The 23,525-nt window shown below is 49.3% G+C and carries 26 protein-coding genes; 8 read left to right on the top strand and 18 right to left on the bottom strand.

Annotated features, from left to right (window positions below):
- Positions 1-2 precede the first annotated feature (2 nt).
- Positions 3-176, bottom strand: a complete 174-nt coding sequence (locus J1836_RS05640) for an SPASM domain-containing protein (RefSeq protein WP_307792572.1) — start codon at positions 174-176, stop codon at positions 3-5.
- 400 nt (positions 177-576) lie between these two features.
- Here J1836_RS05640 and J1836_RS05635 point away from each other — a divergent pair, with 400 nt between their 5' ends.
- Together J1836_RS05635 and J1836_RS05630 are read left to right on the top strand one after the other, a co-directional pair.
- A complete protein-coding gene (locus J1836_RS05635) occupies positions 577-1,890 on the top strand; it encodes a neprosin family prolyl endopeptidase (RefSeq protein WP_207250100.1) in 1,314 nt (437 codons plus the stop codon).
- Positions 1,891-1,968: 78 nt separating this feature from the next.
- Positions 1,969-2,229, top strand: coding sequence for a hypothetical protein (locus J1836_RS05630; protein WP_207250099.1), 261 nt, complete (start codon positions 1,969-1,971; stop codon positions 2,227-2,229).
- A gap of 21 nt (positions 2,230-2,250) precedes the next feature.
- On the opposite strand, the gene pqqE is transcribed toward J1836_RS05630, so the two are convergent.
- The 6 genes from pqqE to J1836_RS05600 form a co-directional block, all read right to left on the bottom strand.
- A complete protein-coding gene (pqqE, locus tag J1836_RS05625; RefSeq protein ID WP_207250098.1) occupies positions 2,251-3,351 on the bottom strand; it encodes a pyrroloquinoline quinone biosynthesis protein PqqE in 1,101 nt (366 codons plus the stop codon).
- Entirely contained in the window at positions 3,344-3,616 is a 273-nt protein-coding gene (gene pqqD, locus J1836_RS05620; RefSeq protein ID WP_207250097.1) for a pyrroloquinoline quinone biosynthesis peptide chaperone PqqD, read from the bottom strand. Before pqqD ends, pqqE begins: the two co-directional genes overlap by 8 nt.
- Positions 3,609-4,352 carry a pyrroloquinoline-quinone synthase PqqC gene (gene pqqC, locus J1836_RS05615; protein ID WP_207250096.1) on the bottom strand — a complete coding sequence of 248 codons (744 nt, stop codon included), beginning with the start codon at positions 4,350-4,352 and terminating at the stop codon, positions 3,609-3,611. The genes pqqD and pqqC overlap by 8 nt, the downstream gene beginning before the upstream one ends.
- Before the next feature lie 364 nt (positions 4,353-4,716).
- Positions 4,717-5,634, bottom strand: a complete 918-nt coding sequence (gene pqqB / locus J1836_RS05610; protein WP_207250095.1) for a pyrroloquinoline quinone biosynthesis protein PqqB — start codon at positions 5,632-5,634, stop codon at positions 4,717-4,719.
- A gap of 2 nt (positions 5,635-5,636) precedes the next feature.
- Positions 5,637-5,723, bottom strand: a complete 87-nt coding sequence (gene pqqA / locus J1836_RS21965) for a pyrroloquinoline quinone precursor peptide PqqA (RefSeq protein ID WP_038140970.1) — start codon at positions 5,721-5,723, stop codon at positions 5,637-5,639.
- A gap of 74 nt (positions 5,724-5,797) precedes the next feature.
- Entirely contained in the window at positions 5,798-7,015 is a 1,218-nt protein-coding gene (locus J1836_RS05600; protein WP_207250094.1) for a porin, read from the bottom strand.
- A gap of 422 nt (positions 7,016-7,437) precedes the next feature.
- On the opposite strand from J1836_RS05600, the gene J1836_RS05595 reads away from it, so the two are divergent.
- Together J1836_RS05595 and J1836_RS05590 are read left to right on the top strand one after the other, a co-directional pair.
- On the top strand, positions 7,438-8,622 hold the full coding sequence (locus J1836_RS05595; RefSeq protein ID WP_207250093.1) for a sigma-54-dependent transcriptional regulator family protein: 1,185 nt from the start codon (positions 7,438-7,440) through the stop codon (positions 8,620-8,622).
- A 209-nt stretch (positions 8,623-8,831) separates the two neighbouring features.
- Complete coding sequence (locus J1836_RS05590; RefSeq protein WP_207250092.1) at positions 8,832-10,028, top strand: RNA-guided endonuclease InsQ/TnpB family protein; 1,197 nt, start codon at positions 8,832-8,834, stop codon at positions 10,026-10,028.
- A gap of 9 nt (positions 10,029-10,037) precedes the next feature.
- Here the strand turns inward: J1836_RS05590 and J1836_RS21485 are convergent, their stop codons facing one another.
- The 5 genes from J1836_RS21485 to J1836_RS05570 all read right to left on the bottom strand — a co-directional run bounded on the left by J1836_RS21485 (position 10,038) and on the right by J1836_RS05570 (position 13,405).
- Complete coding sequence (locus J1836_RS21485; RefSeq protein WP_242632739.1) at positions 10,038-10,196, bottom strand: hypothetical protein; 159 nt, start codon at positions 10,194-10,196, stop codon at positions 10,038-10,040.
- Between the two features lie 2 nt (positions 10,197-10,198).
- Complete coding sequence (locus J1836_RS21480; RefSeq protein ID WP_242632738.1) at positions 10,199-10,408, bottom strand: hypothetical protein; 210 nt, start codon at positions 10,406-10,408, stop codon at positions 10,199-10,201.
- Positions 10,371-11,948 carry an IS66 family transposase gene (tnpC, locus tag J1836_RS05580; protein ID WP_242632653.1) on the bottom strand — a complete coding sequence of 526 codons (1,578 nt, stop codon included), beginning with the start codon at positions 11,946-11,948 and terminating at the stop codon, positions 10,371-10,373. Before tnpC ends, J1836_RS21480 begins: the two co-directional genes overlap by 38 nt.
- 238 nt (positions 11,949-12,186) lie before the next feature.
- Positions 12,187-12,525 carry a hypothetical protein gene (locus J1836_RS05575; RefSeq protein ID WP_207250091.1) on the bottom strand — a complete coding sequence of 113 codons (339 nt, stop codon included), beginning with the start codon at positions 12,523-12,525 and terminating at the stop codon, positions 12,187-12,189.
- 118 nt (positions 12,526-12,643) lie between these two features.
- Positions 12,644-13,405, bottom strand: a complete 762-nt coding sequence (locus J1836_RS05570; RefSeq protein WP_207250090.1) for a hypothetical protein — start codon at positions 13,403-13,405, stop codon at positions 12,644-12,646.
- 174 nt (positions 13,406-13,579) lie between these two features.
- Between J1836_RS05570 and J1836_RS05565 the strand changes: the two genes are divergently transcribed.
- Positions 13,580-16,570 carry a winged helix-turn-helix domain-containing protein gene (locus tag J1836_RS05565; protein WP_207250089.1) on the top strand — a complete coding sequence of 997 codons (2,991 nt, stop codon included), beginning with the start codon at positions 13,580-13,582 and terminating at the stop codon, positions 16,568-16,570.
- Here the strand turns inward: J1836_RS05565 and J1836_RS05560 are convergent.
- Positions 16,530-17,339 (bottom strand): hypothetical protein, encoded by an 810-nt coding sequence (locus tag J1836_RS05560; protein ID WP_207250088.1) that lies wholly within the window; start codon positions 17,337-17,339, stop codon positions 16,530-16,532. The genes J1836_RS05565 and J1836_RS05560 overlap by 41 nt on opposite strands.
- Before the next feature lie 61 nt (positions 17,340-17,400).
- Positions 17,401-18,420: a protein adenylyltransferase SelO family protein gene (locus J1836_RS05555; RefSeq protein WP_207250087.1), complete on the bottom strand. Its 1,020-nt coding sequence runs from the start codon at positions 18,418-18,420 to the stop codon at positions 17,401-17,403.
- Positions 18,421-18,502: 82 nt separating this feature from the next.
- Here J1836_RS05555 and J1836_RS05550 point away from each other — a divergent pair, with 82 nt between their 5' ends.
- The gene (locus J1836_RS05550; RefSeq protein WP_207250086.1) at positions 18,503-19,081 is read left to right on the top strand and encodes a hypothetical protein; all 579 of its coding nucleotides are present in this window, start codon (positions 18,503-18,505) and stop codon (positions 19,079-19,081) included.
- Between the two features lie 13 nt (positions 19,082-19,094).
- Here the strand turns inward: J1836_RS05550 and vapC are convergent, their stop codons facing one another.
- Together vapC and J1836_RS05540 are read right to left on the bottom strand one after the other, a co-directional pair.
- Complete coding sequence (gene vapC, locus J1836_RS05545; protein ID WP_207250085.1) at positions 19,095-19,493, bottom strand: type II toxin-antitoxin system tRNA(fMet)-specific endonuclease VapC; 399 nt, start codon at positions 19,491-19,493, stop codon at positions 19,095-19,097.
- Positions 19,493-19,717 carry a hypothetical protein gene (locus tag J1836_RS05540; protein WP_207250084.1) on the bottom strand — a complete coding sequence of 75 codons (225 nt, stop codon included), beginning with the start codon at positions 19,715-19,717 and terminating at the stop codon, positions 19,493-19,495. Before J1836_RS05540 ends, vapC begins: the two co-directional genes overlap by 1 nt.
- A gap of 142 nt (positions 19,718-19,859) precedes the next feature.
- Between J1836_RS05540 and J1836_RS05535 the strand changes: the two genes are divergently transcribed.
- On the top strand, positions 19,860-20,360 hold the full coding sequence (locus tag J1836_RS05535; protein ID WP_207250083.1) for a disulfide bond formation protein B: 501 nt from the start codon (positions 19,860-19,862) through the stop codon (positions 20,358-20,360).
- Between the two features lie 39 nt (positions 20,361-20,399).
- Here the strand turns inward: J1836_RS05535 and exaC are convergent, their stop codons facing one another.
- Complete coding sequence (exaC, locus tag J1836_RS05530; RefSeq protein ID WP_207250082.1) at positions 20,400-21,920, bottom strand: acetaldehyde dehydrogenase ExaC; 1,521 nt, start codon at positions 21,918-21,920, stop codon at positions 20,400-20,402.
- Between the two features lie 184 nt (positions 21,921-22,104).
- On the opposite strand from exaC, the gene J1836_RS05525 reads away from it, so the two are divergent.
- The gene (locus tag J1836_RS05525) at positions 22,105-22,872 is read left to right on the top strand and encodes a HesA/MoeB/ThiF family protein (RefSeq protein WP_207250081.1); all 768 of its coding nucleotides are present in this window, start codon (positions 22,105-22,107) and stop codon (positions 22,870-22,872) included.
- Here the strand turns inward: J1836_RS05525 and J1836_RS05520 are convergent.
- A complete protein-coding gene (locus J1836_RS05520; protein WP_207250080.1) occupies positions 22,847-23,464 on the bottom strand; it encodes a GspH/FimT family pseudopilin in 618 nt (205 codons plus the stop codon). The genes J1836_RS05525 and J1836_RS05520 overlap by 26 nt on opposite strands.
- Between the last annotated feature and the right edge of the window lie 61 nt (positions 23,465-23,525).

Below are 23,525 nucleotides of genomic sequence, written 5' to 3'. Positions count from 1 at the left end.
TGTTACAGTAATTTACTTTTAGATTTATCAATCGCTTTTTCCACCAAATGATGGTGCGGTGATTTCGCGCAAGTCGGGTCAGCATTGGTCGGGTCGCCGGTCAGCTTGAACGCCTGAGAATGGTAGCCGCCGAAATCCTTTTCACGCTCATCACACGTGCGGCACGGCTCTTTCATCCCGCCTTCGCACCGGAAATGGTTGAAACCATCCGGTGCGGAAATATTGCAAGTCTGCGTTATTGATTCCGTTCCGCTTAAAGACAGAAACCTGAAGTATACCAATTATTAGATTATTTTTAATAAAATGTACTAATTAATTACATTGTAATTAAATGTATTATTATATATAAAGATTATAAATGTTTTTGTAAATTTAGAGTAACTCTTGTTAATCAAGAAGGAATATGGTTTGTTAGTGTGCAAGCCTTATAAAGTCAATATGTAATCCTGCTTATAGGTCAGTTTTAATAGTCAGCATGTCATTTTAGTTATTCATGGCATGATGGGGTATTTTTTCAATAAGAAGAATATTATATTTTATTGTTAATCGCTCTGATTTTTAATTGAGGTTTTATTTATGAAAGCGGATTATTTGAAGCTTATATTGTTTATTGGTTTCTCTTGTGCTACGGGCAATGTATTAGCAAATGATGCACAAACAAATACTTCGGCAAATGCAGATGCTGTAAAAACTAAAGCAATGCAACAATATGTGATAGATCTTTATACGGAAACACAAGTTGTTCATCGTTTTATTAAAAATGGTGAAACCGTCAGTTGTGTAAATATTTATTCACAGCCTGCATTACGTTCATCAAAAACAGTGGGTTTATCATCCGCTCCGATGGCTGCGTTAGACTTACCACCTGATGATCCTATTGATGATTCTGATATGAAAGTAAATTCGTTGTCTACAAATACCAGTAGTACCTCAAATGGAAAAGAGCCAGCTTTTGTGCTCACTGGTGGGCTTGATCCAATGGGAAACGAGATGTCTTGCCCAAAAAATTCTATTCCTATTTTAATGGTAACTGTTGAACAAATAAAACGTTTTAACAGTATCAATGAGTTTCTCCAGAAAGTACCGAGTGAGTTAATATCTTCTAGCAATGCGTCTTCTTCAGCAGCATCCTCATATAAACATAAGTATGCTCATGCCTATCAAAATATAAGTAATTGGGGGCAGGAAGCAATTTTTAATCTTTGGAGCCCTTATACCGAGACTGCAGGAGAATTTTCTTTATCTCAAACGTGGGTAACTAGAGGAACTGGTAAATATTTAGAAACACTTGAAGCAGGATGGCAAAATTACAAGTTAAAATACGGTGATTATAATTCGCGATTATTTATTTATTTTACACCAGATAATTATGGTACTGGTGGGTGTTACAATCATGATTGTGGCAAATTTGTTCAAACTAATAATGCAATTGTGTTAGGAGGTAAGTTTTCTAATTATAGCTCTACAAATGGTAATCAGTATGAAATAACTCTCAGATGGCAAAGAGATAGTGTCAATGGAAATTGGTGGTTAAAGTATGGTGATATGTGGGTTGGTTATTACCCAAGCAAGTTGTTTGACAGTAATGGCTTGAAGAATCAAGCAAGTAGTGTTGATTGGGGAGGGGAAATTCTTGATGCTGTTGATAAAGCTCACACAAGTACTGATATGGGCAGCGGTGCATTTCCTCAACTAGGTTATAAAAAAGCTGCGTATACCCGTAATATTCGTTACCTTAATACATCTAATGTTTGGACAAAGTCAAAACTTACAGTATCACGAACAAATGCTAAGTGTTATGATATTACCGTTACACCTAGTACTGGTTCATGGGGTACTTATTTTTATTTTGGTGGTTCTGGTTATAATAGCCAATGTAAGAGCCAATAGATGTTCTAATTCTAACAAACAGGTATTCTCACTTGCATTAGAATGCCTGTTTGACTAACTTTATGAGGAAATATCAAGATGAAATATAAGATTGTTCTTATTTTTTTGATGCTAGCAAGTTTATTAACAGCTTGTTATGAGCCAATGATTTCATCATCTCACACAAATTCTTTACCGTTGCCATCCTCATGTCAGTCTATTTCTCCAAGTTGTAGGCATGAAATACCACCCGTTGCACCTAGTTTTTGTCCAGATGGTGAGATAATTAGTAAAATGGATGCCTGTGGTTGTTTTCAAGAACTTGTATGCAATAAACCTACTGATCCTTTAAAAAAGTAGGTTTATAATGAGTAAAAATTGTTATTTTGAATTTTTATTACGTTGCCGGAACACGATAGGTTTGCTGGTAATGATGCCCAACTCGCTGGTATCAATCGCTTTTTCTACCAAATGATGGTGCGGTGATTTCGCGCAAGTCGGGTCAGCATTGGTCGGGTCGCCAGTCAGCTTGAACGCCTGACAATGGCAGCCGCCGAAATCCTTTTCGCGCTCATCACACGTGCGGCAAGGCTCTTTCATCCAGCCTTCGCCTCGGAAATGGTTGAAACCGGGCGATTCGTTCCAAATCCACTCAATGCTGCGCTCGCGCACATTGTGCAATTCCAGCCCCGGCAAGCCGCGTGCAGAATGGCACGGCAACGCCAACCCATCCGGCGCAACTGCCAGAAACACCCGTCCCCAGCCGCCGACGCACGGTTTCGGGCGGTTTTCGTAATAATCCGGCACCACGTAGTAAATGCGCATCTTGCCTTTGAGCTTGGCCTGATATTCGTGGGCAATGCGTTCGGCTTCGCGTACTTGCGCTTGCGTGGGCAACAGGTGATCGCGGTTGAGCAACGCCCAGCCTTCGTATTGCGCCGTCGCCAGTTCCACGTAATCGGCTTGCAATTCGGCGGCTAAATCAAGCATTTGGCGGACTTGCCCGATATTTTGCCGATGAATCACGAAACACAGCACCATCGGGTAGCCGTTCGCCTTCACTGCCCGCGCCATGTCGAGCTTGTGCTGGAACGAATGCGTGCCTGCCAGATAATCGTTCAACACGGCATCGTCGGCTTGGAAGCTGACCTGAATATGATCCAGCCCCAGTTCGCGGAAACGTTCCACCCGTTCCGCATCCATGCCAATACCGGAGGTGATCAGGTTGCTGTAAAAGCCCAGCTTGCGAGCTGCACCGATCAGCACTTCCAAATCCTTGCGCACCAAGGGTTCGCCGCCGGAAAAGCCGAGTTGTGCCGCGCCAATTTGCCGTGCTTCATGCAAGACGCGCAACCAGTTTTCGGTATCGAGTTCGTCTTTTTTGGGGATCAAATCGAGTGGGTTGCTGCAATACGGGCATTGCAACGGGCAGGAATGGGTAACTTCCGCGAGCAGCCACAGCGGTGGAGGTGGTTTAGCCATAACGCACCCACCCACGATCGACTGCTTCGTGCAGGAACGCTACCACGTCTTCGCGTAAGTCTTCCGCCTCGTATTCGTTTTCCAGCGCGGCAATCACGCCAAGCACGCTACGTTTGCCGTCGCAAAACGCCAGAATCGCGGCGGCGGTGTCGTTCAATTGCACCATGCCTTCGGGGTAGAGCAGCACATGGCATTGCTGCACTTCTTCCCATTGCAAGCGGTAACCGAGCGCAATTCCCGGCTTGCTGTTGAGCGTGTCACTCATGGTTGGTTTCCTCAATATTGAAGTACGGCGGCATGTCTTGAATGTACGCCAAATACATGGCATCCAACATTGTCCACAACACATCCAGCTTGAATTTGAGGATTTGCAAGGCGCGTTGCTGTTGTTCCACGGTGGTGAAATGCTGCAAGGTCAGCGCCAGCCCGTGATCGACATCGCGGTGCGCTTCAGTCAAGCGGTTACGGAAATATTGCAAGCCCGCGTTATCAATCCACGGGTAATGGTCAGGCCAGCTTTGCAGGCGTTGGCGGTGTGCGGTCGGCGCGAACAATTCGGTCAGCGAGGAACACACGCCTTCGCGCCAATCGGCTTGATGCACGAAATTGATGTACGCATCCACCGCGAAACGCACCCCCGGCAATACGTGGCGCTGATCGAGCAATTCCTCACGCGGCACGCCACAAGCTTCACCCAAGCGCAGCCACGCTTCAATGCCGCCGTTGGAAATGTGGTCAGTCGCGGGACCACCATCATGATCCAGAATGCGCTGAATCCACACGCGGCGTACCTCGCGATCAGGGCAGTTAAATAGCAGCGCCGCATCTTTGCGCGGAATCGTCACCTGATAATAGAAGCGGTTTGCTACCCAACCCCGTAGTTGTGCGGCATTGAGTTTGCCTGCGTACATCATGGTTTGGAACGGGTGGTGGGTGTGGTAATAGCGGCCTAACGAGCGTAATTGCTGTTCAAATTCGGCGGGTGTCCACGGTGTTGTCATGTGTCTGTCTCCTCTCCCAAAGATTACCGGCAGTATGGAAGGGGCGGGGTTGGAGAAAGGTTGGTTGGGATTAGGTCATGAGTATTTATACAAGTTTGGTGGTTATCTTCATCGCCTCACTCCGAACTTCCCCCCATCCCCAGCCCTTCCCCCGCAAGGGGTGAAGGGGGCAAGAGGTGCTGCGACTGCTCGTGTAGAGCTTGGCGAATTTGTTGTATGGCGACTGCTTGATGGTTCAAGATTTCGTGATTCCAGAACCGTAGCACTTGAAAATCTTAGCTCCCTTCACCCCTTGCGGGGGAAGGGCTGGGGATGGGGGGAAGTTCGGAGTGAGGCGGTAAATGCAACCAGCAAACTCATGCTCCTACAACGCCAACAACATCCCATCAAATGAAACCTCAATCCCCGCAGCAGCCAGTTCAGCACGTTCGGGCGAAGTCTCTTCCAGAATCGGGTTGGTGTTGTTGATGTGAATCAGAATCTTGCGGGTGTCGGGGAAGTTTGCCAGCCATTCCATCATGCCGCCTTCACCCGATTGCGACAGGTGTCCCATGTCCAGCGCGGGTTTCGTGCCGACTTTACGGCGTAACATTTCGTCATCTGTCCAACACGTCCCATCCACCAGCACGCAATCGGCGTTGGCAAAGAACGGTTGCAAGTGCGCTTCGATTTCACCCAAACCGGGCGCATAAAACAGCTTGCCGCCTGTGGCAGTGTCTTCAAACCAGAAGCCAACGTTATCGCCGATACCGGGGTTATGGCGATGCGGGGAATACGGCGGCGCTTTGCTGTGCAAGCCTACGGGGGTGATGCGTAAATTATCCAAACCGGGAATGCTGAACGCAGCGCCATCCAGCGGCAGCGCGTGGCGATTCACCCCGCAATAATGTTCCAGCATGTTCAAAATCGGGAAGCCTGTGGTCAGGTCTTCGTAGACGCTATCGGTGCAATACAATTCCAGTGGCTGCTTGCTTTCACGCAAAATCAGCAAGCCCGTGGTATGGTCAATTTGGCTATCAGCCAGCATCACCGCCACAATGCCTGTATCGCGTAAGTGGCGAGCAGGTTGCAGCAATGCGTGATTAGCGTTGAGTTGGGTACGGATGTCTGGCGAGGCATTCACCAGCAACCAGTTCACTTTGTCGGTGGAAACCGCAATCGAGGACTGGGTGCGCGAACGGGCAACAATGTCACCCGTCCGCTCCCCGGTACACATTGGGCAATTACAGTTCCACTGGGGAAATCCACCCCCCGCCGCAGAACCGAGTACCAAGGTAAACAAGATTAACGGTTCATGATGTACAGGTTAATCTCGAAACCGTAGCGCATTTCGTTGAATGCTGGCTTAGTCCATTTCAGTGACTTTTTCATAAGCTATCTCCTTCTCGATTAAGGGTTTAAGGTGAGGTTACAGTATGCCCGTGATGAGGTTGGCGAAAGGTTGGTTAGAAGGAGAACATTGCGCCCACGGCGACCGTGCCGGATTTATCCGTACCTTTGCCGTCCAGCTCACTTTTCTGTTGCGATACTTCCCCAACTAGCGTGAGGTTATCGGTCAAGCTGTGGTAAGCGCCCAGTGTTACCTTGTCGTTTTTGACTTTGGTGAGGTTGGTTTGCTTGCTTTGCGCGTAGTTCACGCCCAGCTTGGTTTTGTTGAGCTTGTAAGATGCTTGAGCCATGTAACCTTTGGCTTTTTCCGCTTCACCCGTAGTGCTGCTGAAGCCGGGGAACACGATACCGCCAATGCCCAGCGTATCCATGCCTTCGCCTTGGAAGTAGCCGCCCGCAAGGCTGGCTTTGTTGATGTCTACGCGTGCAAAGACATCCGTGCCTTGGATGCTAGGCTTCTGACCGTTGGAGAGTTTGACTTTCTGGTTCAGGGCGCTGGCAGATAAGTGGGTTTTGACTCCATTGCCATTGTCCACGTCGTAGCTGATTTTGCCGTGCAAGCCCGGTTGTCCGCCGTCACCCGTGGATTTGCCATTGGATTCTTGACCATCCAGCGGGTTGAATACCCCAAGCGTGGCTTCCACGCCGTTTTTCTTCGGGGAAGTCCAGTTGATTTGCGCCAAGCGGTCGGTGTACACGTAGCCGTAGCCCAAGCCACCCAGCGTGGTATGCCCAGGGCCTGCGGAAGCAAAACTCGCACCTGTGCCTTGCAATGACATATCGCCGATGACCGCATCGAAACCGAACAGACCGAAGTCACGCCCTGCTTTCACCGTACCCATCTTTTCATTGCCAACGGTCATGTAGACCTGCCGTGCATCGACGCTGGAAAAGTCCAGTGCATCTCCGTTAGCACCACCTTGGGAACTGGCAACGCCGTAATAGACGTTCACATTACCGCTCAAGTCGTAGCCTTCTTGCTTGGTTTTAGCGCTGAAGTTCAGGGATGCGGGCAGCAAGCCATTAGAAACGCTGTGCGTATTGGCATCTGCAAATGTACCTGTATCAGAATCTAAACAGGCTAAGCCCGCCATCGTGCCACCGCCTGTACCCAGCTTGTCCGCATCACAAGTGGTCACGGTGTAATAGGTGTTGACGTTGCCGCCTAAGCCTAGATCCCAGTCACCCGCTTTCCACGAAGCAGCTTGGGCGGTGGGCAGAACGTTGGATACCAGTGCGGCAGACACCGCTAGAACGATTAAATTTTTATGCATGATCTCCTCTCCTTAATAGTCGGTCGTTTAAATAAACCTTTTATCGGCGAGGCTGAGCGTAAAACTGTTGGGGTTGGAAAAAGGTTGGGTGTTGCACAAAAAAATTAGCAGATTGAGCTTAATTTTTTTCACTAATGAAAATAAATGGAAATAAACAATATTACCAATTTTATCAATTAGTTATATTTTTTCATTGTCAGGTGAAAATAAGTTTTGTAAAAAATAATCAGCAGCGATTGCTTTGGTTTTTCGCTTGATATATTTATTGATAATGCCCTTTTCATATTCAATATTGCGTGGTAATCTTGTCTCCAGTCGTCTGTTAACATCAGCTACTTGCCAATATTAACAGCGTAAAGGTTGGGAAAAGGTTGGGAGGCTCTTTCCCTATCTGCTTAAGTGCTTAGCGCAGGAGGAGGCGTATGGAGTCAGTAAGTCTAGCGACGGGCAATTTGTCGCAACGGAGACGCACCATCGAAACGCAGTGGAGTCGGCTTCTTGCCGGTAGTGCGTCGTTACAAGGTGCCGAGATACGTGAAGACATCATGTCATCGTGGCAGCGTAGTGCTCAATGTATTAAACCTCGTCAAGTTCATGCGCCAGCGGAAGATGAATACAGCGCTGCGCACCGCTGGCAGGAATCCTTGTTGCGCCAAGCGGCTCAGCGCGAACAAGAGCAAATGATGCAATTGGCGAAGGAAGGCGAACTCGTCGCTGCCATTGCTGACCCAACCGGACGCTTGCTGTGGACATTTTCCAGCAGTCACATGCGTCCGCGTGCCGAATCCGTCAATTTTACCGCCGGTGGTTTGTGGGATGAGCATTCGGTTGGCACGAATGCCGTCGGTTTGTGCATGAAACTCAAACGTTCCGTGACCGTATTTTCCTGCGAACATTATTTGCCGTTTGTACACGATTGGGTGTGTTATGCCGCGCCGATCATGCACCCGCAATCGGGTGAAATCGTGGGTATTCTGGATATGTCCACGACGTGGAATCGCCATACCCCGCTTGGGCAAGCGGCAGTCACGGAATTAGCGCGTTCGATTGGGCGGTGCTTGCCGCAAAATTTGCCGCGTGCCGAACTCGAAATCCACGCGCTGGGGCAACCGCGCATCTTGTTTCGTGGCAAGCCAATGAATTTGCCGATGCGACAGGTGGAAATCCTTTGCTTATTGGCACTGAATCCGCAAGGGCTGACCCTAGAAGGCTTCCACGCAGCGCTGTATGGCGATGCACGCGTGTCGACCACAACACTAAAAGCAGAATTATCGCATTTGCGCCGTTTGTTGGATGGGCAGATTGGTTCACGTCCGTATCGTTTGCAGATTCCAGTGTGGGCGGACTTTATCCACGTTTGGCAAGCCTTGCGTCAGCAGCAAAGTCAGGAAGCGTTTTCGCTGTACCGTGGTTCGTTCTTGCCGCAATCCGCATCGCCAGAGCTGGAAGAATGGCGGCATTGCATTGATGCCGTCATGGGCAAAGCACTGGATTCTTGCCAAGACCCTAGCGTATTGATGGAAAAACTTTGCCACAGCACCTCCGGCAGTGAGTTGGTGCGTGAGCGCTTAGAAGAATTAGTTTCCCGCCCACCACGGCGGATTTAAGGTTGGTTTGCTGATAGGCGCTTCCCGAATCGGCAAATTGATCAGCACGGCAAGGGTTTGAAGCAGCTACCACAAAACCCACCCAAACTTCTCCAATCTTTGTCATTTTGGAGAAGTTGTAAGGCACAGACTACCGTTCATCTGTCGATAGCAACATCAAAAACACCCACCCCTAGACACAAAACCTGCTGTATTGCATCCTATCCCTCATGATTATCAGCCACAAAATCCGCCTAGACCCCAACAATAAACAAGCCACGTACTTGGCGAAAGCCGCAGGTACAGCTCGGTTTGCTTACAACTGGGGGTTGGCGGAATGGCAAACCCAATACGCCGCGTGGAAAGACGACAACACCCAGCCCAAACCCAATCAAATGAGCTTGCGCCGCCAATTGAACGCCATCAAGCGTGAACAATTCCCGTGGATGCTCGAAGTCACCAAAAACGCTCCACAAATGGCGATTATCCAACTGGGGCAAGCGTTCAACAACTTTTTTGCCGGACGTGCCCAGTACCCGCAGTTCAAAAAGAAAGGCAAGAGCCGTGACAGTTTCAGCCTCACCAACGATCAATTTTCGCTTGATGCTTCCCGCATCCGCATTCCCAACCTTGGGTTAGTGCGGATGCGGGAAACGTTACGCTTTTCCGGTAAAATCCTCTCCGCCACCATTTCCCGCACCGCTGACCAGTGGTTCGCCAGCATTACCGTGGATACGGATCAAAACCACCTCCCGCCTGCTGAAAACCAAGGCACAGTGGGGGTGGATTTGGGCGTATCCGCACTGGCAACGTTATCAACGGGGGAAAAAGTTACAGGAGCAAAGCCGCATAAAGCCTTGCTTTCACGCCTAAAACGGCTATCCCGCAGCCTGTCGCGCAAGGTCAAAGGCAGTGCCAACCGCCACAAGGCGAAACAGAAGCTGGCAAGGCTTCACGCCAAGATAGCCAATATCCGCCAAGACAGTTTGCACCAACTCACCACGGATTTGACCCGCCGTTTCCATACCATCGGCATTGAAGATTTGAACGTGTCGGGCATGGTGAAAAACCGCCATTTATCCCGTGCCATCAGTGATATGGGCTTTTTCGAGTTTCGGCGGCAACTGGAATACAAAGCGGGAATACGGGGCAGCGTGGTGGTCGTGGCTGATCGGTTTTTTGCCTCTAGCAAAACCTGTTCTGCCTCCGGTTGTGGGCATAAAGTGGACAAACTGCTGCTGTCGGTACGTGAATGGATTTGCCCCGTTTGCGGCGCAGTCCATGACCGTGACGTAAACGCTGCCAAGAATTTGCAAGAGTATGCTTCGGCTACGCTCAGCAACCACGCCGTGAGTTCCACGGTGTCGGCCTGTGGAGGGGAAGGCTCTGGTCTTGGCGCAAGCCGAAGACGAAACCAGCCCCAATGAAGCAGGAATTTAACCGCAAACTTGACCTTGGTTAAGTTTGCATAAGTTTAAAGGAACGGCTGCTAAGCCCATATCCGCATACCACATCCACGTAAAATCACCGAAGTGGCTGATCGACCAGCCGCCGAGGTAAGCCCCTAAAAAGCCACCGAGCTGATGCGATAGCACGGTTACTTGCTGCGGTAACGGGTAACACATGAGCCTGCATACAAACTGCCAAATACATTGGCCAGCCCAATAATGGCAAGCGACCAACTGGCAACAGCAGGCGGTAAACCACATAAATTAACTTCACCGGGTAAATGCGTCACCAGAAACGCAATGTGAAACCCACGTAATTGATCACATCCCCACCCCTTGCGGTAAAGCGGGCAGGGCAAAGCCAGCGCGGGCAGCGGTAATAACACTGGCAAGATAAGCCAAGGCAGACTGTCCACGTTTGCGGCAAGTACCGATGATGCTGGCCAGCATGGCAAACGCACGGCTCCCCGTAGCACTCTTTGTGCCATGGTTGGTTTTGCGCAGGATCACCCAATGGCGCAACGCCCGCTCAGCCTCATTATTGGTCAAGGGAAGCCACGGGTGGTCAAGGATTCGGAAAATGGCATCCCAATCATTGATGAACTCTTTCGCCAGTGCCGCCGTCTTGTCATGGGCAGATACGGCATGGATCAAGCATAATGCCCTGAATTCCAGGAGTTTTGCCTGATGGCGTTGACGGATCACGTCGGTTTGCGTCCCCACCGTGCCGCCTGCTGCCCGCCAAGCGTAAATGTCGTCCTGTAATACCCTCAGCCAAGCGAGGGTGAAGTTGCCAAACGTCCGCCCGTCTTTGTCCAGTGATTCTGCCAGCCCACGGGCTTTGCGGATCAGGTGCGCCCAGCAACGCAAGCGTTTGGGGTGGTGGCGGTAAGCGGCATAGCCATCACTCATCAGCCAGCCCCCAAAGTGGGGGCTAATCACGTTGTCGAGCATTTCAATGGTGCGCTGCCCTACGTAGAAACAAACGCTGAGGGTGGTGACGAATGTCCATAGCCACAGGGCTTCGCCACGCTCTTTCCAAGAGGTTTCATCAATATACAGCACCCCGCCGTCAGCGGTGGCTTCTGCCAACAGCCCTTCCACCAAGGCATCTTCCAATGGAGAAGCACTCGCGGCTGCTTCCTCAAAACATTGCTGCAACACCCCGACACTTAGGGGAATGCCCAACACCTCCCGCAACAGTTCTTGTGTGCCACGCAGTGACAAGCGTGAGCGCAGCCGTAGGTGGACAATAAGTGCCGCCAGATTGCCCCCAATCAGCCGCCACTCGCCCACATCAACCTCCGGGTATAACGGGTCGGGAGCTTGGCGATGCGGGATATGGCGGCTCACATGACCGCAGGTGCATACGCTATCGTGAAGGTGGTGGCGGGTGGTGATGACGGTCAGTCCGGGGTTCCCATCCGTGCCAAACTGGATGTCCACACTGTCATAGGCGGTATAAATACGGGAGACAGCCGCATCCAGGGACCTGCCACAGGCTTCACATCGGCTGGGGTAATGGTGTTCGTCTGCATTGATGGGCGGATGCCATACCCGACCATAACCCGGTGCGCCGGGTTGTTTACCCGCTTTGCGTTTGGCTGGTTGGGCTGGCTTTGTGCCCGCCACAGCTTCTGGTTCCGGGGTTGGCTTTCCTCTGGCTGCACCCACCCCTTCTGTTTCGGGCAAAGCCACCGTTTTGGGTGACGTTTCCCACGGGAAACCGCTGCTGGGTGGTTTGGAGGAGTTGTTGGAGTTTTGGTTGATCTGTTCCCGCGCTTCTTTCAGGTCATGCAACAACTTGGTCGACAGGTGCAGCAGTTCCTCCGGCGTGAGCTTGGCAAGGTACTGGCTGTTAAGCTGTTTGAGGCTGTGGTCTTTCAGTTGTTGGGTCATCGGGGGAGTGTCGCAAATTTAGTGCGTTTGGGTAAGGGGGGACTGTTCAGTTACAAACCCACAGGTAAAAAAGCCTGCGTGCAACAGCCAATAACTGCGGTCTTTGAATGCATCGGCACGCTGTAATGTACGCAACATGATAAAACACCGTTAATAAAGTGAAGAAGCGCTCAGGATGACCTCGCATTCTAACCAATCCAACTCTCAAAATGTTAATAAAACCTCAAATTAAATAAACTTAGTATGGGTAAGTAAAACTACTCCCTGGCGTAAATGCCGTTGATGGTGTTGGGATCGAGTAACCCATGCCTGCAATAGATGCTGCGACACGATCTTCATAATAAGGTGAAGATGTATGAGATACTGGTGGAGCATCACCATAACCTGATTTACCCGTTGCAAGATCTAACCAGTAACGTCCACTCGGAATTTTTTCTCCACTAAATTTTTCCAAAATCTCAATATTTTTAGGTGATATATAGTGACCATTAATATAAACATCTGCAAAAGCATTAGGTGTTAATGAACTTAATAAAAGAGCGGATACGCTGATGGAAAAAATATGTTTGATTTTCATGAGAAAATTCCTCGTTTTTTTGGAAAAAAGTATTGTTTTTTGATACTAAAATTCAATTGTCAAGTTGCCTTGTGGTACCAAGCTCCCTTGTTAAGATTGCCAAGGGAGCTTGATAATGTTAGCTTTTTGATTCAGGGTATTTATAAACTCGACGCACCCATTCATCATTGCCCGCTTTTATATTCAGAATCCAACTAATATTACCCAACGATCTATCAAAATCATGTTGAATTTTTGTCATTCCTTGGGGCTTAGTTACACCATTATCCAGTACGCCCAATTGACATGAATCTTGGTCGCCAGCTCCCCCATTCATAATGAATCTCCAAGGAAAATCGCAATCAGCAGGTTTGGGGGATTCAGCTTTAAAACAACGAATACCATTTGCAGTAGCTAGACCGCTATAGCCACTAGGACAACTGACGCCCTTGGATGAGTCATGTAGCGGGTTATAAGGTACAGGCACAAGACCGACAGTAAGACCATTAGGAAAAACATAATGAGAAGCAATGAATCTATCAACATTGCCATTAGCACCATTTACATCACGTGTGAATTTTGAGGCAGATGGCATTCCAGGCAATGGTGGTGCCATTGCAGAAGGTACATCTGGTGCAGGAATGATTACTGTGCCACACATATCTATTCCAGAACGAACCTTGGGAATAATATGACCAAGGTTATTCAAGGGTGGACAAATGGAAGGCAATACATGAAGACCTTTTTTGCACTTTAATGTTTTATTATTATTAGAGCGTTCTGCTGTAGAGCCAGAAGGGCAACTAACACCTTCTTGTTCAGTAGCTTGAGCAGCGTTGCCGTATAAAAATAGGATTGCAGCACAAGCTGTTGACAGTTTTAATATAGTATTCGTTTTCATCTTCAATTCCTCGTATCGTATTTGACTTGCATTGCATCGGTTGGAGTGTTGTGTTCCTTACCGTGTTGCAGCCAGTTTACGTATAGGGCGAAATCCAGTCATAAGAATACGGTAAAGTTTGGGTAAAGTTGTTATAAAGGTATCCAGATACAACCATCACTAGTGGAAGCCTACATGCCAGACCTTATGCAATTTGACCCTGCCAATCAGTCCTTGCACAGCGTTAATGGAGCTATCCAGTTGCCTCCCAAAGCGTTTGCGATACTGGATTACTTGCATCAACGTCCGCATCAGTTGGTTAGCAAGGAAGAATTGTTAAGCGCTGTCTGGCCAGGCTTATTCGTGACGGATGCTGTGTTAAAAGTCGCTATTGCTGATTTGCGGAAAATATTGATAGATGACCCCAAACAACCGCGTTACATCGAAACTGTCCATAGGCGTGGCTACCGCTTCGTTGGAGAACTGCCGCTATTGGAAGCAGTAGCACTCCAACAACTGACACCTATCATTTCCCTACCCCAAATACGCGAAACCCTATTTGGTCGGCAACAAGCATTCGCGCATTTGCAACAGGATTGGGATGCCACTCAACAGGGACAGCGCCACATTGCTTTTTTGCAAGGGGAAGCTGGATTCGGTAAAACTACTCTGCTTTCTTGCTGGCTTGCACAACAACAGGCTAATCCTGAAACAGTACATATGATTAAAGTGCAATGCCTTGATCAATACGGACAAAGTGAGGCTTATCAACCATTTATCGATGTGATGGGTTATTTGCTGGAATCTTCACATCAAACTTACGTCAAACAATTGCTCAAAAAATACGCACCTACATGGCTTATCCAGTTACCGATTCGTTATCAAGAACAAGAATGTGGGGTGCTAAAACAGGAGTTGTTTGGGGCAACGCAAGGTAGAGTATTGCGTGAATTTGCTGACTTTATCGAAAATCTCAGTCAGTACTTGCCTCACCTGCTGGTAATCGAGGATCTACATTGGTGTGATACCGCCTCTATTGAACTGCTAGCGGTGTTAGCCTATCGCACGAGTCTCGCCCGTTTAATGGTCGTGGGTAGTTTTAGACCTTCCGAAGTAGAGCAAGGTCAGCCCCGCCTGAAATCACTCATTGGGGAGTTGATGTTGAAGGGAAAATGCCGAACCATTGTATTGGGTACGCTTGATCGGTCAGCCTTACAGTCCTTTCTGTTTTCCCGATTAACCCCAAATTTACATCATGATTGGTTAGTAGAATTATTTGTACGGTATACAGAAGGCAACCCGCTGTTTGTTTACACTGCACTTGAACATGTACAACAAAACCTTGTTGATATTGATGACGTGCAAGCGGAGTGGCTGGAAAATTGTATTTCTGGCGGTTTGAAAACGTTGCTTGAATTGAAAATCATGTCGTTGGATAGCACTGAGCTAACGCTGTTACAAGCTTCCAGTATTGCCATTAACCAGATAACGGCGGAAGGCATTGCAGCTATTCTAGAACAAGATGTGCTGGGTGTTGAAGACTGCTGCACACGCTTGCTCTTGAAAGCTTTTTGGCTCACCCTCCAAGGTGAACAACATTGGCCAGATGGATCGATCTGTGAAAGTTACCGTTTTCGGCATCAGCTTTACCGAGAATTTTTCTATACCCGCCTTTCCGCCGCCCGGCGTCGTCATTATCATTTACGTCTCGCTAAACGTTTACTAGCTGCTTATCAAGGACAAACGGAGCAGATTGCGACCAAATTAGCTTACCATTTTGAAGCAGGTGGTGATGTTCAACAGTCAATAACGTTTCGGCGACAAGCTTGTGCAATCGCCAGTCAACGTTTTGCTTATGCCGAAGCCATCCAACACATGGAAAAGCTGCTCCATTTGCTGCGGGCGCATTCTTATGATACCCGCTCGCTCCTGAACATTACGGAGCAATACTGTACCTTGTTATTGGCAAGCGGCAGGTTGATGGATGCGATTACAGCATATCAGCAATTAGCTACTGCCTGCCAACAACCCCATGCATCTGATATTCAAGTACGTGCTTTGCTAGGTTTAGCAGGCGCATTTTTCTGGATTGATCGTAAGCAATGCCTACAATACGCGCAACAAGCGGTACAAATAAGCCAATATTGTTCCTCTCCGAATTTGCATATCCACGCACGCGGAAAACAAGCACACTGGCAAGCTATTATTGAAGGTTATCGGCAAGAACACGCGGCTGCTTACGATGCTGCTCTAGGTATGGCTCAACAAACTGATGACCTCAATCTGAAATGTACCCATCATTTGCTTTACATTTATTATTTAATCATTCGTGCCGAGTATGCACAGGCATGTGATTTTGCCCTGACCACACAGGCGTTAGCAAAAGCCGCAGGGGATGGTAATAATTATTTAGCAGGAGTATTTTTCCATGCTTGGGCGTTGTTTTATCGGGGGCAGTGGGGAGAAATGCTGACTGTTATCGAGCAAGCCTTGCAATGGGTAGATAAAAACGATTACCCCTTTTGGAAAGTACACTTTTTGTTACAACATGCATGGTTATTGGCGCAAGTTGGTGATTACAGTATGGCAACGGCTCTAAGTCAGCCTATTTATTCACAAACATGTCAATTACCAAAGAAAAGTAGTGCATATTTTTTTAGTTTGACGATTTTACTACAGATCGCTACCGGACAGCATCACTGGGAAACCGCGCAAGGTTATGTAGATGAAATCACAACCTGTTTGGCACAGGATGCGCAAGCTATGGATTGGATATTGAAATTACCATTGCAACAAGCGTTAACTGAATATTGGTTGGAAATCGGTGCATGGCAACAGGCAGTCGCTTCAGCACAACAATTACAGGTATTAGCCGCTCAGTCAGGGGAACGTACATATTTGCTGTTGGCATATACTTTCATGGCTCATGCCCAGCAAGCGCAGCAGCAACCCATACAAACCAGTATTGCGGCAGCAGAAGCATTACTAGAAACGCCTGAACCCAGCGTTTCTGCATGGCGTTTTCACGCGTTGCAACAACAAACCCAACAAGCACAGCAGCAATTACAGCGCTTATTAGAGAGTTTAGAATCTTATCCAGCGCTCCAACGCAGTTTTGCTAATGTTGCCACGGTGCAGAATATATTCACCCATGTCTCCAACGGAAGCGTGTGTGTGGATGCATAAACAGGTAGTAAATCGATAAGCCTAAACTGAAGATAATAACCCCTAAGTATACGCTCAGGCTTAATTGGCGTTCTGCTGTCACTTTTTGAATGTGTTCGAAAAAAGGTATGAGTAATATCAGGTCATACGCTATGAAACCGAGTAACTGCCCTCTGACATTACCACGTACCGCGTAGATAAAACCGTGTAAAAAGAAAAGAGAAGCTCCCATAAAAACCCAACCGAAAACGATGGAGGTTTGGGGTTGCAAAGGCCATGGAAACACATAGGGATAACATAAAATCAAGGCGGTACCGACTGCCATCAACACCAGTGTAAAGAGTAAAAATGCTCCCCTAAGCAAGACAGGAATAGGTGTTGTATCCTTGAAAAGCAACCTACGCGCCCATTGATATAACGACAAGTTAAACAAGGCGGATAGAATGCAGAATCCCAACGTCCATGAAAACGTGACCCACGTACTCACCTGCTCCTGAAACAGCCATACCATCGCCCCGAGCCCTGTATAATTTAGTGCAAAATCCAGTGCTCCGGCACGCATAGCGGCTAATTCACCCGACCAACCAATCCAAATCACTGGCATAGCAATCGCTGCCATGATAGAGCCTAAAAATCGGTAAGATAAGTTACCATCCGACCATGGCCATATACCGATAACCCATGACCAGTGGTACAAAAAGCCAACACACAACACCAACAGTAATAAACCTGTGAAGATTAATGTGCCGCGTACTAGTAGTATAATTCGTGCCGAGGGTTGCTCATCCATAGATACTCCTGGTTCTTTCGTGTGTTTGTTAACCGAATTGGGCTGGTAGTAATGTCGCATTTTATACGGACATTGTCACAAAAATTTTACTTTTTCTTAAATACTCTCTTTCATATGCTAACAATGCTTGCCGTAAGTCCTGCGCAGCAATCAGCGGTGACAGCGCCCGTGCCAGCACATTGCAGTTCCACAAACCGACCACGGGTTGCTGCCCGAAGGCATAACGCTTGTGTTCATCAGCAGGGTGAGTGACATAGTTGGGGTCATGGTCGGGAGTGAAGCTGCTTGCACCCACATCCAAGGTGATACCGAGGATAGATTGGTTATCGGTATTCATCACGCCATGCGTAAAACCGACCGCTTGCCAGTGCGCGATTAAACGCGCCGTGCGTAACACCACTTCCCGAAAAAACGCGGCATAACGGTTTTCACCTGCCTCCAAACAGGTTGGGTAATGGCAAGCGATGACATGCTCGGTGAGTTGGCGTAATGCCGCATGATTTTTTTGGAAGAAATAATTTTCAAACGTGCCAAAGCGGATATGGCTAGGAGCAATGCGCGTCACGATAGCGCTGGGTTCAAAGCCAGCGCGATAGACGAGTTGGCTACCGGAAGCGACGCATAAACACCGTGCGGTCGGCACACCCAAGGCGGCTAATTGTGTGGTGGTATCGAATTCGTGTAGGCATTCGCGCAAGCCTGCACGTCCGTCAGCGTTTCGAGCGTAGGGCGTTTTGCCTGCGCCTTTGAGATAAATGTCCAGAATGTCGGTGGGAGTAGCGACTTCGCCGAGCAACAGGGCGCGACCGTCGCCCAGAAATGGGTTGAAGTTGCCAAACTGATGCCCGGCGTAATCTTGCGCCAACGGTTGCATACCCGGCAGCAAGGCATTACCGCTGAACACTTGCAGGAATAAATCTGTGTTGGCTTCGTCAGGAGGTAAGCCCACACACTGCAAAACTTCCGGGCTGCTGCATACCAAGGTGGGATTTTCCAAACCTTGTGGTGGGCATTCGCTGTAGAAATGTGAGCCTAGGGCGTGGAAGCGGTTGTGGAAGCTCAGGTCGGTCAAGTGTTTCATGCGTTTGAACTGGGTTAATGGATGAACCAGTTGGTTCGTAAATGACTCTAAGAGGTATCTATGTCTTCTTTTGGAGTTTGCCATGAAAAATCGCTATTTGCTCATACCCCTAGCACTGGTATTGGCAGGATGTGTTGCGCCATCCCCAACGCCTGCGGCTTCCAACCCGCCGCTGTCCCAGAATGGCAGCACGCAGCCACAAGCGCAGGTTGCCTTGCAGGAGATTCACCTTGATACCGCTCTACCCAGTGCTGTCGGCGAATTGGTCGACTGGTTGTTTGCGTTTGGTGCAACCGTAAATGGCGGGACAGGGGATAGAGTGTTCAGCTATGGCTCTGCCGACAGTTTGCGGGCGGATACGCTCAAGCAATTAGCCACGATGCCTGACCTAAAAAATCCGCAGCGTGCGGCGGATACGATGGTGCAACGTGCCACGCAAGCGGTGGATTTCAGCCGCAACGATTTGGTGGTGGTGAATTTGATGGACGGTGGTCCGCCCTTTGGTGAATACCGCCAGACCAGAGTGGGGGCGAATGCGGTGGAATTTTGCATTGATCCGCCCGCTAACCCGTCTGGTATATCGGGAATGGCGTTGCGTACCACGACGAAGTTTTACCTCGCGCCCAAAGGTGTGCAGGTTCGGCAGTGTGCGAAACGTTGAAGGTGTCGGATAGTTATTTTTGCCAGTCACTCAAACGTAGATTGGCGACGCGTTCAAATTCATGCGTGTTGTTGGTGATTAGAACGGCATCATGTGCCCGTGCAATGGCGGCAATCAGCATGTCGTTGGGGCCAATCAATTTGCCTTGACGGGTCAAATCGGCGCGTATTTGTGCGTATTCTTCGGCGCAACGGTCATCAAACGGCAGGTTTTGCAGTGGGGCAAAAAACAGTTTTAACTTTTGCAAATTGGCTTCCACCCGTTGGCTATGCCGTGCCCCAAATAGCAATTCTCCCTTTACCACGCTGCATACGGCAATTTCGCTAGGCAGCGTTTGTTGAAAATGTTGCTTAACGGCTGGTGACGTACCGTTCAGAAATTGGATACAGGTGTTGGTGTCCAACAGGTACATTAGAACAGCGCCTCACGTAGTTCGTATTCACCTTGCTCTGGGCGTTGCAAGACGTCGCCTTCCCATGAGCCGAACAGGTCGAAATAGCCTTCCGGCCATTGTGTGCCAATGTCTTTCTGAATCAGCAGGGCGAGGTACTTGGATAGGGACAAGTGTACTTGTTCAGCCTTGTGCTGAAGTTGAGCGGCGACATCTTCCGCGACGTAACAGTGAAGTTGTGGCATGTATGCCTCCAAATGTATTTGGTATATGTGTCTGGGATTTTGGCACAGGTGAACAGTGAATGGAAGAACTTGTCTTTTGTCATCCCCTCTGTGCGGCAAGCAGGCTACACTGGAAGAATACAAACAAAGGATACCCCGAAAAATGCTAACCCTAACCCGTCAAAACCTCTGGCTTGCTATTGGCCTCGCGGCACTGAGCCTCGCGGCCAGCAGCTTTGTACTAACGGCATTGCTGGATCTTCACCCCTGCTATTTATGTATTTTCCAGCGCTTACTGTTCATGTTGATTGGTGTGCTTGGCCTGCTGGCGGTGACCGGGTTTGGTGAGAAAGTGTGGGGTAGTCTGGTGCTATTGCTGGCAGGTGTGGGAATAGGCACCGCAAGCTATCAAACATGGTTGCAATTACAGCCGCCCGGAAGTGCTTCTTGCGCAGGCAGTCAACCGAATCTGATTGAGCAATTGGTGTATTTCCTGAGCGATAATGTACCCAGCCTGTTTGAGGTTAGCGGCTTGTGTGAAGACGCGGAATTGGTGATTTTGGGGCTTTCCCTTGCGAATTGGGCGTTGGTGTCTTTCTCGGCAGCCTTTGTGGTAGCAGCATGGGCGCTATTTGGTAAGCTCAAAAATACAGGTCAGGCATAAGCCTGACCCGAATCACATCGCAGTGAGGAGGAAGGAAACTTAGAAGAAGCCCAACGGGTTGATGTCGTAGCTCACCAGCAGATTTTTGGTTTGTTGGTAATGATCCAGCATCATTTTGTGGGTTTCGCGGCCTACGCCAGATTTTTTGTAGCCACCGAACGCCGCGTGAGCTGGGTAGAGGTGGTAGCAGTTTGTCCACACACGACCAGCTTGAATGCCACGCCCCATGCGGTAAGAACGGTTCATGTCACGCGTCCACACACCCGCACCCAGACCGAATTCGGTGTCATTGGCAATCGCCAGCGCTTCGGCTTCGTCTTTGAAGGTGGCAACGGATACGACTGGCCCAAAGATTTCTTCTTGGAACACGCGCATATTGTTGGTGCCTTTCAGCAGGGTCGGCTGGATGTAGTAACCATCGCAGTAATCGCCGCCGAGTTGTTCTGAATTACCACCGGTAATCACTTCAGCACCTTCGTCTTTACCGATCTGGATGTATTCCAGAATCTTGTCGTACTGCTCTTGGGAAGCTTGTGCACCGACCATGACTTCGGTATCCAGCGGGTTGCCGCGTTTGATTTGCGCTGCACGCTCGATCACCATGCCGATGAACTTTTCGTAGATGGATTCTTGGATCAGCAAGCGTGATGGGCAAGTGCACACTTCGCCTTGGTTGAAGAATGCCAGTACCGCGCCTTCTACGCATTTGCTCACGAATGCATCTTCTTGATCCATCACGTCAGCGAAGAAGATGTTCGGGGATTTGCCGCCCAGTTCGACGGTGGATGGAATAATATTTTCTGCTGCATATTTCATAATCAGCGAGCCAACAGGTGTCGAGCCAGTGAAGGCGATTTTGGCGATACGGGTGCTGGTTGCCAAGGCTTTGCCTGCTTCCACGCCGAAGCCGTTAACCACGTTCAATACGCCTGCTGGCAACAAATCCGCAATCAGTTCCATCATGATCAGGATAGAGGCAGGGGTTTGTTCAGCAGGTTTCAATACCACGCAATTGCCCGCTGCCAGTGCCGGAGCGAGTTTCCAGCACGCCATCAACAGTGGGAAGTTCCACGGAATGATCTGACCAACCACACCTAATGGCTCATGGAAATGATACGCGACGGTGTTTTCGTCGATTTCGCCCATTGTGCCTTCTTGCGCACGCAAGCAGCCTGCGAAATAACGGAAATGGTCGGAGGAAAGCGGTACGTCAGCGTTGAGGGTTTCGCGCACGGCTTTGCCATTGTCCCAAGTTTCCGCGACGGCCAGAATTTCCAGATTCGCATCAATGCGATCCGCGATTTTCAGCAGGATATTGGAACGTGCAGTCACAGACGTTCTGCCCCACGCATCTTTGGCAGCGTGTGCAGCATCCAACGCCAGTTCAATGTCTTCAGCGCTAGAACGCGGAATTTGGCAGAATGGCTTGCCATTCACTGGGGAAATATTGTCGAAGTATTCGCCTTTGACGGGGGCAACCCATTGCCCACCGATGAAGTTTTCGTAGCGCTCTTTGAAGTTAAGGACAGCACCTTCGGTATTGGGGTTGGCGTATTGCATGGTTGTTTTCCTCTCTCAATGACTGTTTGAATCAGGTCGAAGCCGACTCCTCTGTGCGGCTCTTGTGGATAACATAAGGCATCAAGGTTGGCTAAAGGTTGGGGAAATGACAAGGTTGGGAAAAAGTTGGGTACAACCTTTGGCAGGTTTGGTTATGCTAAGTAAAAGCGACGGGAGAAACCTGATGGATGACGAACAACTGCTGCGTTACAGCCGCCAAATCATGCTGCCGCAGATTGATATTGCAGGGCAGGAAAAACTCAGTGCGGCACGCGTGCTGATCATGGGTGTGGGTGGTTTAGGTTCGCCGGTGGCCATGTACCTTGCGACCAGCGGGGTAGGAACACTGGTCTTGTGCGACCCTGATGTGGTGGATTTGACCAATTTGCAGCGCCAAATTATCCACGATACGCCTAAGGTTGGGCAGCTTAAAGTGGCGTCAGCAGCGGAAACCTTGCGCCGCCTTAATCCAGACATCACGGTGGAAACCTTGCCGCGCAAGCTGGATGAGACTGCATTGCTCAGCCAGATGCAGCGGGCAGATGTGGTGGTGGATTGTACCGATAACCTTGAATCGCGCTTGCTGATTAATCGGGTGGCGGTGGCAGCGCGGAAGCCGCTGGTGTCGGCAGCGGCGATCCGTTGGGAGGGGCAAATCAGCGTGTTCCAGCCGTATTTGGGGGAAAATCCTTGCTACCATTGCTTCTACGGCAAGGTCGGCGGTATTGCGCAAACCTGTAGTGAAAACGGGGTGGTGGGGCCGTTATTGGGGATTTTGGGCAGTATGCAGGCATTAGAAGTGGTCAAATTGCTGGTCGGCGTGGGAACGACGTTGACGGGGCGGGTATTGTTGTTTGATGGACAGGCAATGGAATGGATGGGGTTTGCCTTGCCGCGTGATCCCGCTTGCCCTGTGTGTGGCGGGATCAACAGGCACTTGTACCCGGCTTAATGCGACAAGAACGGACGCGTCCGGTCAGGGGTGCAATGACGATTTTGTAGCGTGGTGTGCTGCCGAGCTTGAAATCCAGTTCTAGTTCATCCGCGCCTTCTGTGCCAATGGTTAACGTTCCAGCATTGGAAACTTTGCCATTGGGTTTGTAGGTCAGCGTGCGCGGATGGCTGACGTTGTTACTGGTAATGGTTATGCCATTAAAGTTAGGGGTAGTATCCAATAGGATTTCTTCAGCCGCATTGGTGTTGCCAGGGCCGTAATTGCAGCCAGTGGCATCAACAGTATTGTTACCATTACAGTCTACGAACACTATCCAGCCATTTTCGAAGCCCCCACTGTTTGCACAGCCAGCCCCCGTACCATCGCGCACGCACATTGTTACGGGGAAAGAACGTTTGATGGATTCGCCGCGCACGTAGTTGATGGTGGAAACCAGTTGGTTGTTCAATGCCGTTAGGCGGCTGTTTTCCATCATTTCACGGAGAGATGGGGTCGCCATCGTTGCGAGTATCGCCACAATAGAAACAGTGACGAGGAGTTCGATCATCGTCAGACCGCGTTGCGTGTACTGATTTGCGTACTGCTTCATGAAATTATTCCCTTAGCTGTGTCTTATTGTTGGGATTCAGGGAAGAAAAGGCGTCCATGCC

Origin of the sequence: Thiothrix fructosivorans, from assembly GCF_017349355.1 — a bacterium.
GTDB lineage: Bacteria > Pseudomonadota > Gammaproteobacteria > Thiotrichales > Thiotrichaceae > Thiothrix > Thiothrix fructosivorans.
Note: the sequence above shows the minus strand (reverse complement) of the source record. Positions and strands in the feature narration are given on the sequence as shown.